Annotated in this window: 14 protein-coding genes and 1 pseudogene; 9 read left to right on the top strand and 6 right to left on the bottom strand. The window is 44.6% G+C overall.

What is annotated here, in order from left to right; all coding sequences use genetic code 11:
- The first annotated feature begins 71 nt into the window (after positions 1-71).
- Positions 72-695 carry an FMN-binding negative transcriptional regulator gene (locus ICN46_RS08450; protein WP_216207318.1) on the top strand — a complete coding sequence of 208 codons (624 nt, stop codon included), beginning with the start codon at positions 72-74 and terminating at the stop codon, positions 693-695.
- A gap of 4 nt (positions 696-699) precedes the next feature.
- Here the strand turns inward: ICN46_RS08450 and modA are convergent, their stop codons facing one another.
- The gene (gene modA, locus ICN46_RS08445) at positions 700-1,446 is read right to left on the bottom strand and encodes a molybdate ABC transporter substrate-binding protein (RefSeq protein WP_255538810.1); all 747 of its coding nucleotides are present in this window, start codon (positions 1,444-1,446) and stop codon (positions 700-702) included.
- 32 nt (positions 1,447-1,478) lie between these two features.
- Entirely contained in the window at positions 1,479-2,480 is a 1,002-nt protein-coding gene (locus ICN46_RS08440) for a substrate-binding domain-containing protein (protein ID WP_255538809.1), read from the bottom strand.
- Positions 2,481-2,575: 95 nt separating this feature from the next.
- On the opposite strand from ICN46_RS08440, the gene ICN46_RS08435 reads away from it, so the two are divergent.
- Complete coding sequence (locus tag ICN46_RS08435) at positions 2,576-3,394, top strand: ABC transporter substrate-binding protein (protein ID WP_216207312.1); 819 nt, start codon at positions 2,576-2,578, stop codon at positions 3,392-3,394.
- 37 nt (positions 3,395-3,431) lie between these two features.
- Here the strand turns inward: ICN46_RS08435 and mgtA are convergent, their stop codons facing one another.
- On the bottom strand, positions 3,432-6,020 hold the full coding sequence (gene mgtA / locus ICN46_RS08430; protein ID WP_216207309.1) for a magnesium-translocating P-type ATPase: 2,589 nt from the start codon (positions 6,018-6,020) through the stop codon (positions 3,432-3,434).
- A gap of 105 nt (positions 6,021-6,125) precedes the next feature.
- Positions 6,126-6,707 (bottom strand): hypothetical protein, encoded by a 582-nt coding sequence (locus ICN46_RS08425; protein ID WP_255538808.1) that lies wholly within the window; start codon positions 6,705-6,707, stop codon positions 6,126-6,128.
- Positions 6,708-6,848: 141 nt separating this feature from the next.
- On the opposite strand from ICN46_RS08425, the pseudogene ICN46_RS08420 reads away from it, so the two are divergent.
- The 7 genes and pseudogenes from ICN46_RS08420 (at position 6,849) to selD (ending at position 12,533) form a co-directional block, all read left to right on the top strand.
- A pseudogene (locus ICN46_RS08420) lies at positions 6,849-7,279 on the top strand (GNAT family N-acetyltransferase).
- Between the two features lie 14 nt (positions 7,280-7,293).
- Entirely contained in the window at positions 7,294-7,719 is a 426-nt protein-coding gene (locus ICN46_RS08415) for a YbgC/FadM family acyl-CoA thioesterase (protein ID WP_216207306.1), read from the top strand.
- Between the two features lie 17 nt (positions 7,720-7,736).
- Complete coding sequence (locus ICN46_RS08410) at positions 7,737-8,294, top strand: cysteine dioxygenase family protein (protein ID WP_216207303.1); 558 nt, start codon at positions 7,737-7,739, stop codon at positions 8,292-8,294.
- Positions 8,295-8,413: 119 nt separating this feature from the next.
- Complete coding sequence (locus ICN46_RS08405) at positions 8,414-9,694, top strand: DEAD/DEAH box helicase (RefSeq protein WP_216207300.1); 1,281 nt, start codon at positions 8,414-8,416, stop codon at positions 9,692-9,694.
- A gap of 64 nt (positions 9,695-9,758) precedes the next feature.
- Positions 9,759-10,868 carry a transglutaminase-like domain-containing protein gene (locus tag ICN46_RS08400; RefSeq protein WP_216207297.1) on the top strand — a complete coding sequence of 370 codons (1,110 nt, stop codon included), beginning with the start codon at positions 9,759-9,761 and terminating at the stop codon, positions 10,866-10,868.
- Between the two features lie 22 nt (positions 10,869-10,890).
- Positions 10,891-11,442, top strand: a complete 552-nt coding sequence (locus tag ICN46_RS08395) for a TlpA family protein disulfide reductase (RefSeq protein WP_216207295.1) — start codon at positions 10,891-10,893, stop codon at positions 11,440-11,442.
- A 20-nt stretch (positions 11,443-11,462) separates the two neighbouring features.
- Positions 11,463-12,533: a selenide, water dikinase SelD gene (gene selD / locus ICN46_RS08390; RefSeq protein WP_216207292.1), complete on the top strand. Its 1,071-nt coding sequence runs from the start codon at positions 11,463-11,465 to the stop codon at positions 12,531-12,533.
- Positions 12,534-12,587: 54 nt separating this feature from the next.
- Here selD and ICN46_RS08385 read toward each other — a convergent pair whose 3' ends face one another.
- The gene (locus tag ICN46_RS08385; RefSeq protein WP_216207290.1) at positions 12,588-12,869 is read right to left on the bottom strand and encodes a cupin domain-containing protein; all 282 of its coding nucleotides are present in this window, start codon (positions 12,867-12,869) and stop codon (positions 12,588-12,590) included.
- A gap of 82 nt (positions 12,870-12,951) precedes the next feature.
- Positions 12,952-13,140: an Hc1-related histone H1-like protein gene (locus ICN46_RS08380; protein WP_216207287.1), complete on the bottom strand. Its 189-nt coding sequence runs from the start codon at positions 13,138-13,140 to the stop codon at positions 12,952-12,954.
- Positions 13,141-13,514 lie beyond the last annotated feature (374 nt).

The raw sequence follows: 13,514 nt of genomic DNA, 5'->3' as shown, positions 1-13,514 counted from the left end.
CTAAAGTTCTGCTATGGTCTTATTAGTTTTTTAGATGTTTATTTATTAGACCAATTTGGACGATCTCCGATATGTACCTACCTAAGCACTTCCAAGTAGAAGACCTCAAAACGCTTGCGCAGTTGGTTGCCAAATACCCTCTCGCAACCCTGGTTGGATCTTTAGAAGGGCAACTTGAAATCAATCATCTGCCGCTGATGCTCAGTGCGGATGGTCAAAAGCTTCATGGACACATTGCCCGTACCAATCCCCTAGTTAAGATTGCCGAACAAGCAAGATGTGAAGTAACCGCAGTCTTTCATGGCCCCCATGCCTACATTACCCCAGCTTGGTATCCCAGCAAACAAGAGACGGGGAAAGTCGTTCCCACCTGGAACTATGCCGTTGTCCATGCACAAGGGAGATTAAGTCTAATAAATGACCCGAACTGGATACGCAGACATGTCGCGCAGATGACTGACATTCATGAACCTACCTACCAATCCAATTGGAAACTAGATGATGCGCCAGAAGAGTATGTACAGATGATGCTTAAAGCCATTATTGGCATTGAGATTGAAGTTACAAGTCTGGTTGGTAAATTTAAACTTAGCCAAAATCGCAGCCCATCTGAATATACTGGAGTTGTCGAGAATTTACAAAAATCCACCGAGGAAAACTTACAGGCCATGCTTGCACTCATGCAGAAGCCGTAGTTATTCACTGGGGAATGGAATATCCATATTTTGTCAAAATAGACTGTGCAGCAGGACCTTGCATATAGCTATAAAGACTGGTCACTACCTTAGGAGCCCCCTTGATGAGCACCATGCGCTGACCAATTAAAGCGCCTACCCCATCTAAAGTAATGTAGCGAGTGGTCTTTGTGACACTCAAAGACTTAGCTAAGGATAATGAAGTAAAGCCAGCATCTACAGCACCCGAACTGACGTACATCGTCGCAATGGAAATATTTTCACCAAACACCAACTTGGCTTTAACGAGATCCCAGTAGTCACGTGTCTTAAGGTATTGAACCGCCGCCGCACCATAGGGCGCAAGATCGGGGTTAGCAATCGCAATCTTATGCGCCCCTTTTAACCAAGCTTCTATTTGATCGGGTGGGTTGCTAGATTCAAATCCACCTTGACCATTTAGTAGTAAAACTAAATGCCCAGTGGCATAAACAATACCTTGGTCTAGGGTTTTACCTTCCTGATACAAACGTAGCGGATAGACCTCATCTGCAGCAATAAATAAATCAAAAGGTGCGCCTTGGCGTATCTGGGAAGCAAGATTTCCGGAAGACCCATAAACAATTCGAACGCTCTCGGGATGCGATTGTTTAAAGTTTTGATATATTTCTTCAAAGGCTGGCTTCATGTTGGCGGCGACAGCCACAGTTGCGGTCTGTGCCTGAGCGCGTATAGAGAAACATGCCAGCAGAATTAGAAATAAGCGCAGCAAGTGGGGGCCTGGTAATAAAGATTCGCTTTAGTTTATAGCCAATCCGAAATTTGCCGATTTAGACTCACCGCTTTGTAGCCTGGAGTTTCTCCAGAATAAGCTCGGATTTTGCGGATTAACTTCGAAGCCTGGGCTTCTGAGGTCACATCCTTGTGCATAGCAATAAAAAAGATCTCGTCTTTAATTGGAATAAAGCCCAGTTCATTATCAACGGCGACATTTTTGACCCCTAACCCCACATCAACCTTGCCAGCAAGAATCGCATTAGCGACCGCAGAATGAGTAAACTCCTCCTGCAGGTAGCCATCAATGTCTGCTGCATTGATATTTTCTTCAATCAGTAGAGTGTCAAGCAACAATCTAGTGCCAGAACCAATTTGACGATTCATGAAACGAACTCTGCGCTTTGTTAAATCACTAACCGATTTGATATTGAGTGGATTACCTTTTTTAATCATCAGACCTTGAGTTCTTTTCATTACTGGAAAAACTTCAATATTGCATTTCATGAGTCGTCTATAGATTGCCTTGGAGTCTTGCTCGTTAGATACATGGTATCCAGCAACATCCGCCTCTTGATTTAAGAGCTTTTCTAGCGCCTCCCCTGATCCCGATATTTTCAGAGAGAAGCCCTTCACTTCCTTAACAGCTTTTTGAATAATGGCATCACTGCTCGAATGAAATGTCCATTTGGAGCTCTCAATATTCTTTAACTTACTAATCTCCAGGTTTAATTTATCGCAATAAATCTTACCCTGCTTACTATGGACGGCCTGCATATCATCAATAAAAGTAATGAAATACTTACCAAATTGCGTTAACTGTGAACCATGCCCCTTGGTCCTCAGGATGAGTTGCGTCGAGAGCATTTCTTCTATGTCATTTAACTTCCCCCAAGCGCTACGGTAGGATGCTCCAGATTTCTTGGCGGCCTGCACAAGAGAATCCCCTCCCCCAATATTTTTCAGCAATTCAGATAGCCAAACCAAGTCAACCGGAGTCATATCAGCAGGCTTTCCCGTTAGGAGAAGCATTGGCCGTATATCAATTAGCATATGTAATCCATTGCATATTCAAGTATCCTTAGAGTGTGGGATGATATTAGCTTAATTCTTAGAAAGCGTTGAAAATGAAAAAGCTACTGTTGAGCCTCATTACCACCCTTTTATTGTTATTGCTGAGTCAAAGTGCTATCGCTCAAGAAAAGAGCATTGTGGTTTCATCCACTACCTCCACCGAGCAATCAGGTCTTTTTGGGTACATCCTACCCATCTTTGAAAAGAAGACCGGTATTCAGGTGAAGGTTGTCGCAGTTGGCACCGGCCAAGCCTTGGACATTGGTCGGCGTGGCGATGCTGATGTGGTGTTTGTGCATGACAAACCTGCTGAAGAGAAATTTCTTGAGGAAGGCTACTCAATAAAGCGATATGAACTGATGTACAACGACTTTGTGTTGATTGGGCCAAAATCTGATCCCGCAAAAATTAGCGGTGGCAAAGATATTCAAGCAGCATTGCAAAAGCTTGCTGTCACACAGGCGCCATTTATCTCACGCGGCGATAAGAGTGGTACGCACGCTGCTGAACTGCGCTATTGGAAAGGAGCAGGAATTGATGTGTCTCCATCATTAATCTGGTACAAAGAAACTGGCTCTGGCATGGGCCCTGCCCTTAATACTGCATCAGCCATGAATGGCTACATCTTGTCTGACCGTGCCACTTGGTTGACATTCAAGAATCGTGGCGACCTGGCTATCTTAGTACAAGGCGATCCAAAGCTTTTCAACCAATATGGCGTGATGTTAGTTAATCCAGCAAAATATCCTCAAGTTAAAAAAATTGAGGGACAGGCTTTTATAGACTGGCTTGTTTCTAAAGAAGGCCAAGACACTATTGCAAGCTATAAAGTTGGAGGAGAACAATTATTCTTCCCCAATGCAAAAAAATGAATGATTAAGTCGAAACTAGCCCGCTACTGCAGGCTTTTTACGTTAGGCCAAAACGCCTCACTAGCATCGACTTCACAAACTGAGTGAGTCCAAAATAGCAAAGCAGAATTGGCATTAGCCCATACCAATAGATGACCGGCAATGGTGACATCTGCAGCGGATCAGCCAAACGACTAAATGGCAAGGCGATGCCGATCAGGCAAATAGCACTAGTCGTCAGAAGCAAGGGAAGACTTGGACGACTTTGTATAAATGGAACCTTACCGGTCCTGATGATGTGAACAATAAGTGTTTGCGACAGTAGGGACTCCACAAACCACCCCGTCTGAAACAAGCTAGCATCGCCTAGCGAATCAGCCCGCAAAACATACCATAGCAATCCAAAAGTAGCGTAATCAAATAATGAGCTAATCGGACCAATACAGAGCATATAACGGGCTATATGAGCAATATCCCAGGAACGTGGCTCGGTTAGGTATTCTGCATCAACGTTATCAGCAGGGACCGATGTCTGAGAAAAGTCATAAAGCAAGTTATTCAACAGTATTTGGACTGGCGCCATCGGCAAAAATGGTAATAAAGCGCTCGCGCCGACCATACTAAACATGTTGCCAAAGTTTGAACTAGCCGACATTTTGATGTATTTCATGATGTTGCCAAAGACCTTGCGCCCCTCGAGCACGCCATCTTTTAGGATCAGAAGATTTTTCTCCAGCAGAATAATATCTGCTGATTCCTTGGCAATATCAACCGCTGTATCAACCGAAACGCTTACATCTGCAGCCTTTAAGCCTGGGCCATCATTAATACCATCCCCCAAGTACCCGACAACGTGCCCCCTAGATTGCAATACTTGGATCACTCTCGATTTTTGCTGTGGTGACATTCTGGCAAAAACAGAAACGCTTTCAGCAATAGCCGCCAGCCCTTCATCCGGCATTGCGTCAAGTTGAGAGCCCACCAATACTTGCTCAACTGAGATGCCCACCTCACTGCATATTTTTTGGGTTACCAGCTCATTATCACCCGTCAAAATCTTGACCTTGATACCCAGCGCCTGCAACTCCGCGATCGCCGGTTTAGCAGACTCTTTAGGTGGGTCTAAGAAAGCAACATAACCCACTAAAGTCAAATCGCATTCATCGGCAACCGTGTAATGATTATTCAAATTAGCATTAGCAGCTGCAATTTCTTTAATAGCTACAGCGATCACACGAAATCCTTCGCTACTGAGTTCCGCAAATAATGACTGCTGCTGAGCCTTCAGGGAGGGGCTAATACCATGCGCCTTACCGCCAAGGATGGAATGGCTACAGCAATCCGCAACTTCTTCAACGGCACCCTTACAAATCAATATTTGCAAATCATCGTTCTGCTTCACAACCACAGACATTCTGCGGCGCTGAAAGTCAAAAGGAATCTCGTCAATCTTCTCAAACGCCGTATCTTGATGTAATTTTTGGTGAACATCCATATTCTTGAGAACGGCAACATCTAATAAATTTTTTAATCCTGACTGATAGTGGCTATTGAGATAGGCGTATTCAAGAATCTTTTCATCCTCTTTGCCTGAGATATCAACATAGCGCTCAAGAATGATTTCATCTTGAGTCAGCGTGCCCGTCTTGTCGGTACATAAGATATCCATAGCGCCCAAATTCTGAATAGAGTTGAGACGCTTCACAATCACTCGCTTGCGGGACATCGCGATCGCCCCCTTAGCCAAGTTGATCGTTACGAGCATGGGCAACATTTCTGGGGTTAGGCCAACGGCAACTGCTGTGGCAAACAGCAAAGCTTCCATCCAATCACCTTTAATTAACCCATTGATTAGAAAGACTGCCGGAACCATCACCGCCATAAACTTGATCATGAGCCAGATAAATTGCTTGATGCCTTTATCAAAACTTGAAGTCTTTTTGGTTGAAACAATATCCTTCGCCAATTGACCAAATATAGTCTGTGAGGCTGTATGCAGTACAACTGCTAAACCTAATCCTGAAACAACATGGCTACCCATAAAGCAAATATTACTTAATTCAAAGATCGACTTGGCATCACCGCCGCTAGCGACCTTCTCTACCGGCATCGCCTCGCCAGTAAGAGATGACTGATTGATGAATAAGTCATTCGTTGATAGCAGCCTTAGGTCTGCTGGAATCAGATCGCCGGCGGACAACTTAACGAGATCACCAGGCACAAGCTCTCGCAATGGGATATCTTGCTCCAAGTTGTCGCGCAAAACCGTCACTTTAATGCTCACCAGCTGACGCAGTTTCTCAGCGGCCTTGTTCGATTTATATTCTTGAAGGAAAGCCAAGCCCGTTGATAAAAAAACCATGGTAGCAATTACCAAGGCACCCGTTACCCCGCCCGTTACAAAAGAGATCAGAGATAGGGCAATTAAAAGTAATGGCAACGGAGACAAAAATAATCTCAAGAACTGCAGAAGCGGATGAATCTTACGGGTAATATCTATAGTGTTAGGCCCATATTGCCTAAGTCTATCTATGACGGCATGCTGCTGGAGGCCCTGCATGGAGCTACCTAGCTCCCTCAGCAAGGACTCATGCTGAGTATTTGAAAAATGAGTGATTTCTGAGCTATGCTGCTGCGCTAGATTCATAACTTCATTGTAGGCTCATATGCGCTACCGACCAAAGAAAATACCCGTCAGTTGAGTATCTGACGGGTATTGTTGGGTTGCAGAATGACATCTGCAAATACTGTATTACTGCTTAGGCGTTACAAAGCCGATGGCAGTGTCATCAACAAACTCAACCATGACATCATCGCCGGCTTTAAATTTCTCAAGACCAAGAACACTTTGATCTACTTTTACTCTTTGCTTTTCACCACTAGGCAAAGTGAATGTTACTACGCGAGTCTTGGTATCAATTGTGCTAATTTTTACAGTCGCATAAATGGTGTCTGCGGTTTCTTCAAATGGCTTAGCAGATCCTTTACCAGCAATCGTTACTGAGCGAACACCAGAAACACCTGGCTTAGCATCCTTACCTGCTGCTGTTAAACCAATCGCAATCGCTTGTGCATGTTCAACCAAAAATACATCACCCTTTTTAACTTTTCCCAACTCTTTAACCTGCTTCGATACATTCATCTGCGCTAAATTGCCATTGGCATCCTTCAATACAACGATGCGTTTCTGCGCATCTACGGAATCAACTGTAGCGCTAATCACAACGACATCGGCCGCCAAAGGCAGCATTTTTGCTGGGAGTTGCGCAAATGCTGAGGACGCAATAGTTAAACCGAGTGATGCAAAGAGGATGGCGAGTAATGATTTCTTCAAGTGAGCTCCTAAGTGAATGAAGTTATTTGCTGAGTCTAACATCTAGACTTCAGATTTCATTGTAACTACGATATTGATGTTTTTTATGACTATTTGTTGGTCTAGCCGCGCAAAGTCATATTCTTTGATACATTGAAGGAAATGTGTACGATTTTGATAAAAACATGGTCTCAAGCGATTTCTGAAGCCCTCCCCATTCGTACTGCCGTATTCATAAGGGAACAAGGAGTGCCAGAGGATCTGGAGCTAGATGAGTTTGATGAAAATGCTGACCATGCCTTGGCTTATATTGGATTGGCATGTGTAGGCACTGCCAGGCTGATCCAATTGGGTGATGGCAAAGGTCAAATTGGTCGCATGGCTGTCTTGGAACCTTACCGCAGAAGAGGGATTGGGGCTGAACTCTTATACGCCCTAATGGATCATGGAAAGCCCATGAAATCAGTGAACTTAAACTGCACGCTCAAGTCTTAGCAATACCTTTTTATGAAAAACTAGGCTTTCAAGCTTATGGTGACATCTATGATGAAGCTGGAATACCTCATCGTAATATGATCCTGTTATTGCAATAAATTATCTAAAGATCATGCCCACACCCTCACCCTCATTCTTATTTCGAGTTTGCTACTCCGATACTGATGCAGCAGGCTTTGTTTACCACGCTCGTTATCTAGAGATATTTGAACGTAGTCGGGCGCAGTGGCTATATCAAAGAGACCTAAGCCCATCTAAATTAGTCAATGAATTTGGCATTCTTTTGCCTATTCGAGAAATCACTATGAAGTTTCATAAGCCTGGCCGACTAGATGATCTCTTAAGCATTGATCAAGTCATTGAGCATCGAGGTCGAACCCAAATCGCAGTAAGACAAAATGCAAGGCGCGTCAATCCAGAAAACCCCAATGCAGAAATGGAGCTGCTTGCTAGCGCACTGATTCATATTGTTTGCGTCGATACCAATACCATCAAGCCCAAAGGGCTGCCTGACTGGTTGTTTCCAATATCAACTTAAGTGCCAGGGAATATTCAATGCAAGAAGACAAGCTATTCACTTTTGTTCAGGCGCTTACCCTGCTGGTTGACGAGCAAGTTTCCGAAGAAATTATCTTCACCAAGGGCAAGGCGCTACTTGAAACATTAATTAGCGATGATGATTGGTTGCCCGATGAATTTTGCAAAACCCATCCCGAGTACTACCAGCAATACCTGCTGTTTTCCGACCCACTAGATCGATTTTCCGTAGTCAGTTTTGTGTGGGGGCCTGGACAAAAAACGCCTATTCATAATCACACCGTATGGGGCATGGTTGGTCAATTACGGGGTGAAGAAAAAGAAACTGCATATCACCTACAAAAGGATGGCAACTATCAAGCTGGTGAAGTATCCATTTTCCAGGCAGGCCAAGTGGCAATGGTTTCACCGAATACTCATGACGTTCATGTTGTAGAAAACAATATGAGTGATAAATCCTCTATTAGCATCCATGTATACGGTGGAAATATCGGCAAAATCAAGCGGGCCGTCTTTCACCCTGAAACTGGCGCTAAGAAGCTCTTCGTTTCGGGCTATGCCAATGCTTTACCTTAGAACTAAGACTCAATAGACTAAAATAAAGCTTCTTACTGCAAACACCCTAGTGTGGCAGCTCACCCCATTGGCCGGGATAGTCTTTCAATTGAATACGGGCCAATATTTCATTGGTCCCTATGTTATTTACTGAACTTGGTTTATCCGACTCCATCCTGCGCGCAATTGAGGAGCATGGCTACACTACTCCAACCCCAATTCAAGCCAAATCCATCCCAGCCGTTCTCAAAGGCGGAGATTTGCTTGCTGCAGCACAAACCGGGACGGGCAAGACTGCCGGCTTTACTTTACCCATCTTGCAACGCTTAATCAGCAATGCCAAACCCGTATCAGGCAAGCGCCAGCTCAAAGTGTTAATTCTGACGCCGACTCGCGAGTTAGCAGCCCAAGTGCAAGAGTCCGTTGTTACCTATGGCAAATATACCGGCCTCAAATCGACCGTCATCTTTGGTGGCGTTGGTGCCAATCCTCAGATTAGAGCTATTCAAGCGGGCTTAGATATTTTGGTGGCAACACCAGGACGCCTTTTGGATTTGATGTCCCAGAACTGCGTATCACTTAACGCAATTGAAATTCTGGTACTAGATGAAGCTGATCGTATGCTCGATATGGGCTTCTTGCGTGATATCAAAAAAATATTGGCAGCCCTTCCAAAGCAACGTCAGAACCTCCTTTTTTCCGCAACCTTTTCTAACGAGATTAAGACGCTTGCAGACGGCCTCCTGAACTCTCCCGCCCTAATTGAGGTAGCTCGTAGTAATAGTGCTAACGAGGCCATTGCACAATTAATTCATCCGGTAGACAGAACCCGAAAGCACCCGCTCCTGGCGCACCTTATTAAATCAAATGATTGGAAGCAAGTTCTTGTCTTTACGCGAACCAAACATGGTGCCAATAAGTTAGTCACCCAGTTGGAAAAAGATGGCATCACTAGTATGGCGATTCATGGCAACAAAAGCCAAAGCGCACGCACTAAAGCATTAGCAGATTTCAAGGCTGGGAAAATTGTTGTATTGGTGGCCACCGATATTGCTGCGCGCGGTATTGATATTGACCAACTCCCCCACGTTGTGAACTATGACCTACCAAATGTATCGGAAGACTATGTCCATCGGATCGGCCGTACCGGAAGAGCTGGATCCAATGGGGTTGCAGTATCTCTAGTCTGCGTCGATGAACATCAAATGTTAAGAGACATTGAGAAACTCATTAAGCAAAAACTTCCCCAAGAAGTCATTCCTGGGTTTGAACCCGACCCAAATGCGGTAGCCCAACCGATTCAATTGCGCAGCCAACAACATCAACAATCCAGAAAGCCTAAACCCTCGGGAAATGTGGGAGGTGGCGCTAAGCCCCCTGCCAAGCGCTCTAGCTCGCCCAAGAGAAGTTTTAGCCGCTAAAAATCCCTCTACAATTACTTAGCGACAACTATTTAACCTTTCAGCACACATTAACAGGTAAGCCATGACTATTAGCCGCCGTTCTGCTATTAAAAATATCGTAAGTGCATTTGCCCTGCCGACCCTAAATCCAATTGCATCAGTATTTGCTCAATCTTTACCAGAGTGGACCACTTATGAAATCGTTACTGAAGTTAGTCTAGAAAATACGAATGGTGCCGCTGAATCTTGGATCCCATTGCCATTGGTTTTGAACACTGATTACTTCAAGACTCTTTCGATCAGACCAGAAGCTAATGATTCAAACACTAAGAGTAAGATATTTGAAACTCCAGATAGACAGGCCCGCATGCTCTGGACGAAATGGGATAAATCAGCAAGCACTCATTCGGTTAAAGTTTCGATGATTGTGAGCGCACGCAATCGTCATATAGAACTCTCCGACCCGAATCCAGCCCTGAAGTTATCAAAAGAAGAGCGAATATTCTGGACCCGCGCTACTGTTTACCTACCAACCGATGGGATTGTCAAAGCCAAGGCTCAGGAGTGTCTTTCTGCCCTCCCCGCGAATTCAAGTGATATTGAAAAAGCAAAGGCAATTTACAACTGGGTGGTGGAGAACACGCATCGTGACCCCAAAACCCGCGGTTGCGGCCAAGGTGACGTCAAATTGATGCTAGAAACCAATAATCTTGGCGGTAAGTGCGCCGACATCAATGCAGTATTTGTTGCGCTTGCTCGTTCAGCAGGGATTGCTGCTCGTGATGTCTATGGCATTCGGATTGCAGATTCTGCTCGTGGCTATAAGAGTCTTGGCAAATCTGGTGACATCACCAAGGCACAGCATTGCCGTGCAGAGTTTTATGCCAGTGGCTATGGCTGGGTTCCCGTTGATCCTGCAGATGTTCGCAAGGTAATTCTTGAGGAAACAGGAGGTCTACCTGCAAATGATCCTAAAGTATTGGCAATCCGCGATTACTTATTTGGCAACTGGGAAATGAATTGGCTAGCCTACAACTATGATCACGACATCACCCTCCCTGGCTCCAAGCTTGGTAAAAATGGTGACATTCCATTCTTAATGTATCCACAGGCCGAGAATAAAGAAGGACGCTTTGACTCATTGGATCCCGATAACTTCAAATACAAAATTACTAGCCGACTGATTGGCTAATGTGTATTCATAGGAATTTTGCGTGATACATGCGATAAGAAGATCAACAGCGAGAGATTTCCTCCTTTCGCTGTTTTTTATTAGCGCTAGTCTTGGGCTTAATTGTGCATATGCGCAATGGCAGCCCTCAAGCAAGGTTGACTTGAGTGAAGTCCCGCCATTAGTACTCAACAACCTAGCTGGCACACCAGTCAATATCAACGCCTTTAAAGGTAAAGTTGTTCTTGTTAATTTTTGGGCTAGCTGGTGCGAGCCCTGCCGAGAAGAATTTGTCGAGCTCATCTACTTGCAAGAAAAATATGGTCCCAAAGGTCTTAAAGTTTTGGCAGTCAACTTAGCGGAGATGAAACCCCGCATTACCCAATTCCTTAAGGGCAATGGAATAGCTGAAAATGCTCTAGAGATTGTGCAGGACCGCAATAGCATTATTTACAAGACCTGGAAGGCTCGCGGTATCCCGACCACTTTTTTACTTGGAAAGCAGGGAAAAATTGAAGGTGTTTGGATTGGCGCCATTGATAATGCCGATACTGAAGAGGTGACAGGTAAGATTGAGTTGCTGTTGCGTAAATAAATATTTTTGGTAAAGAAAAAATGAAACTCACTAATCATTCAATTAGCACAGAACCGCGCCTCACCTCACTGTCTCATGGTGGTGGCTGTGGCTGCAAAATCGCACCAGCAGTTCTATCGGAGATTTTAAAAGGCGTGCCGCAATTGCCTTTTCCTAAAGAACTTCTAGTTGGTATCGAGACTTCTGATGATGCAGCGGTTTATCAAATCAATGAATCGCAAGCCATTGTTGCAACCACCGACTTCTTTATGCCCATTGTCGATGACCCATTTGACTTTGGAAAAATTGCCGCCACCAATGCTATTAGCGATATTTATGCAATGGGTGGTACGCCACTGTTCGCGCTTGCGCTGGTCGGTATGCCTATCAAAGTTTTATCTAATGCAACCATTGCACGCATACTTGAAGGTGGTGCAGAGGCATGTCGTGGCGCCGGAATACCGATTGCCGGCGGTCATACAATTGATTCTGTAGAACCCATTTATGGGTTAGTTGCTATTGGGATTATTGACCCCAAACAAGTTAAGAGTAATGCGGCCGCCAAACCTGGCGATGCTTTAATCCTTGGCAAGCCACTGGGTGTTGGCATCCTTTCCGCAGCGCTCAAAAAAGATCTATTGAGTCCCGAGGGCTACCAAGAGATGATCTTCAATACCACCAAGCTGAACTCTGCTGGTCCTGACCTTGCCAAACTAGCCGGGGTTCATGCTCTAACGGATGTCACGGGATTTGGCTTGGCAGGTCATACTCTGGAACTGGCGCGTGGCTCGCAATGCACAGCCCTTGTTAACTGGAGCAAAGTCCCACTGCTGTCACAGGTTAAAGAACTTGCCGAACAAGACATCATTACTGGTGCCTCTGAACGCAACTGGCATAGCTACGGCAATGATGTTTCTCTTCCCAAGGATTTTACTAAGGCACAACACGCTTTATTGACTGATCCTCAAACTAGCGGTGGCTTATTGGTCTCTTGCGACCAAGACGCCGTTCAAGATGTATTGGAGATCTTTAAAAGACATGGCTTCCCGGATGCACGAGTCATTGGTCAGATGAGCGAGAAACAAGAGAAGCCCCTAGTTCTCTCGAATTAATGTAATGCACTATTGCTAGTGATGCAGATAAGAGAGGGGTTGGCTAGCCGCTTTCTAAAAATCATCAACCAACCTTCTGCTTGCTAGATAGCGTACGCCCGCCTTTCCATATGACTCTTCGTGCAATTCTTGAGCACCCAAGTAAAAAATATCACCTGCCCTATAAGTATTGCCCTGACCTTCCACGGTCAATTGAATTTCACCCTCTAAGATTAGTGCATATACTTCAAAAGGATGGGAGTGCTCAGTCAAGAAGCCATTAGGCTCACGATGCACCTCAACAGGGTTGGGATAAGCCTCTTGAATGAGCATGTGAGTAAATTCTGACTTGGTCATGGATTAAATAAGGTGCTAGGGGTGGTCATAAAAAAAGCCCAGTTCATTACTGAACCAGGCCTTTTAATTAAGCGGGTGGAAATTACTTCTTAGCTTCTATTGCCTCTTTTGCAGCAGTAATCTCTTTACGACGCTCTTTACAGGCGCCGGCGATTTCTTGTAACGCCTTACGAGCACGGGCAGCAGATGCCTTAATGCCTTTTTCGATGAACTTTTCGTTCTCTGCTTTGTATGTTTCAAAAGCAGCTAGCAATGTATCGTGTTGTGACATCTTGTCTCCTCTGTATTAAATATTCAAATCAAAACGCCGAATCAGTATATATCGATAAAAACGATAAAAAATAAGGGTTTAGATCAGGGATAACTCTTAGAAAAACCCCTTTAAAGGGGCAAAATACCCTATTCCATTGTTTTTACCTATCGAATCGGGCCTTTTTAAGGGAAATGATCAAACTACTGCCATGAGTCGAATGGGAAGCGCATCAACAGAGATAATAGTAATTGCTTGATTAATATAAAAAGGTGGATTCAACCACGAAGTGCAACTTTGAACAACTAGGTAAGGAGGCTAAGGATGTTTTAGTATCCAAAGCTTCTAGACCTCCAAGTCAAAGTAGCCATGACCTATCAACACCTTAGCCAAAC

It is taken from the genome of Polynucleobacter sp. Latsch14-2 (assembly GCF_018881925.1).
Classification (GTDB): domain Bacteria; phylum Pseudomonadota; class Gammaproteobacteria; order Burkholderiales; family Burkholderiaceae; genus Polynucleobacter.
Note: the sequence above shows the minus strand (reverse complement) of the source record. Positions and strands in the feature narration are given on the sequence as shown.

Excerpts from the sequence above, each read along its gene's own strand:
- ICN46_RS08450 (WP_216207318.1), top strand. The coding sequence starts at position 72 with ATGTACCTACCTAAGCACTTCCAAGTAGAAGACCTCAAAACGCTTGCG.
- ICN46_RS08440 (WP_255538809.1), bottom strand. The coding sequence starts at position 2,480 with ATGCTTCTCCTAACGGGAAAGCCTGCTGATATGACTCCGGTTGACTTG.
- ICN46_RS08435 (WP_216207312.1), top strand. The coding sequence starts at position 2,576 with ATGAAAAAGCTACTGTTGAGCCTCATTACCACCCTTTTATTGTTATTG.
- mgtA (WP_216207309.1), bottom strand. The coding sequence starts at position 6,020 with ATGAATCTAGCGCAGCAGCATAGCTCAGAAATCACTCATTTTTCAAAT.
- ICN46_RS08415 (WP_216207306.1), top strand. The coding sequence starts at position 7,294 with ATGCCCACACCCTCACCCTCATTCTTATTTCGAGTTTGCTACTCCGAT.
- ICN46_RS08410 (WP_216207303.1), top strand. The coding sequence starts at position 7,737 with ATGCAAGAAGACAAGCTATTCACTTTTGTTCAGGCGCTTACCCTGCTG.
- ICN46_RS08405 (WP_216207300.1), top strand. The coding sequence starts at position 8,414 with ATGTTATTTACTGAACTTGGTTTATCCGACTCCATCCTGCGCGCAATT.
- ICN46_RS08400 (WP_216207297.1), top strand. The coding sequence starts at position 9,759 with ATGACTATTAGCCGCCGTTCTGCTATTAAAAATATCGTAAGTGCATTT.
- selD (WP_216207292.1), top strand. The coding sequence starts at position 11,463 with ATGAAACTCACTAATCATTCAATTAGCACAGAACCGCGCCTCACCTCA.
- ICN46_RS08385 (WP_216207290.1), bottom strand. The coding sequence starts at position 12,869 with ATGACCAAGTCAGAATTTACTCACATGCTCATTCAAGAGGCTTATCCC.
- ICN46_RS08380 (WP_216207287.1), bottom strand. The coding sequence starts at position 13,140 with ATGTCACAACACGATACATTGCTAGCTGCTTTTGAAACATACAAAGCA.